General features: G+C 40.7%; 2 protein-coding genes. Both read left to right on the forward strand.

The window, feature by feature from the left end; translation table 11 throughout:
* Positions 1–193 (forward strand): hypothetical protein (locus tag I8U21_RS15090; RefSeq protein WP_232337703.1); only part of this gene is annotated, 193 nt, incomplete at its 5' end.
* Between the two features lie 32 nt (positions 194–225).
* Positions 226–903, forward strand: coding sequence for a uracil-DNA glycosylase (locus tag I8U21_RS14775; RefSeq protein ID WP_181731194.1), 678 nt, complete (start codon positions 226–228; stop codon positions 901–903).
* Positions 904–1,230 lie beyond the last annotated feature (327 nt).

The raw sequence follows: 1,230 nt of genomic DNA on the forward strand, positions 1-1,230 counted from the left end.
CTACCGGAAGGTGGGGATGGATCACCTCCTTTCTAAGGAGCTCATTTCGAGCAAAAACGATTTTTTCAAAGAGTCATGTCTCACACTCTTTGGTTTTGAGGGAATACGTGAAAACCTCTGTCATCTTTTGATAACAGAGGTTTTTGTTTTTTTCTTTGCAGGGAAAGAAATTCCGTTTAAAATAAACAAATAGAAATATTATAGAAAGTGGAGAGGAAAAACTGAATGGTTGAAGTCTTGAATACTGACTGGGGAAAAGTGTTGCAGGAAGAGTTTGAAAAGCCGTATTTTGAAAAACTGTGGAAATTTGTGATGGAAGAGTATCAGGAGCAGGTTGTTTATCCGAAAAAAGAAGATATTTTTTCTGCATTGCAATTGACTTCTTACCAGGATACAAAAGCGGTGATCCTTGGCCAAGATCCTTATCACGGTCCGGGACAAGCACATGGGCTCAGCTTTTCCGTAAAACCAGGCGTAAAATTACCGCCTTCTTTGAAAAACATCTTTAAAGAATTGAATGATGACCTGGGTTATGATATCCCGAATCACGGCTATTTGGAAAAATGGGCGAAACAAGGGGTTCTGATGTTAAACACGGTGCTCACAGTGAGAGAGAAAAAGCCGAATTCACATAAAGGGAAAGGTTGGGAACAATTTACCGACCAAGTGATAAAAAAACTGAATGAGCGTGAAAAGCCGGTTGTTTTTATTTTATGGGGAAGACATGCTCAAGAGAAGAAAAAATGGATCGACACCACACGGCATTATGTGATTGAGTCGGCGCATCCCAGTCCTTTTTCTGCCCGGAAAGGCTTTTTTGGAAGCAAACCTTTTTCTAAAACCAATGAGATATTACAAAAAATAAATGAGGATCCCATTGATTGGGAAATTCCTTCCTTATAGCCGGTGATCCGCCAGTTTTCTGGCGGATTTTCATTTGCCGAAAACAACTTTTTATAGGAAATAAAAAAAGAACAAAAAAAGGGTTGCATTTATTTTTTATGCATGATATATTACTAAATGTCGCCGCGAGGCGGTGAACAAAAGGAAAACGACGCACCTTGAAAATGAGATATGGAAGAAGCATGACGAGGTTGAAGAGACTCGTATGACGAGAATCTTCACACGTCACTTGTCAAGTTGCAATCACCGGGAGAAGTAATCTCCAAGAGAGCCAGTAGGGTAAGCTACTAAGGGCACACGGTGGATGCCTTGGCGCCAGGAGCCGAT

The organism is Thermoactinomyces sp. CICC 23799 (assembly GCF_016055145.1).
Classification (GTDB): domain Bacteria; phylum Bacillota; class Bacilli; order Thermoactinomycetales; family Thermoactinomycetaceae; genus Thermoactinomyces; species Thermoactinomyces intermedius.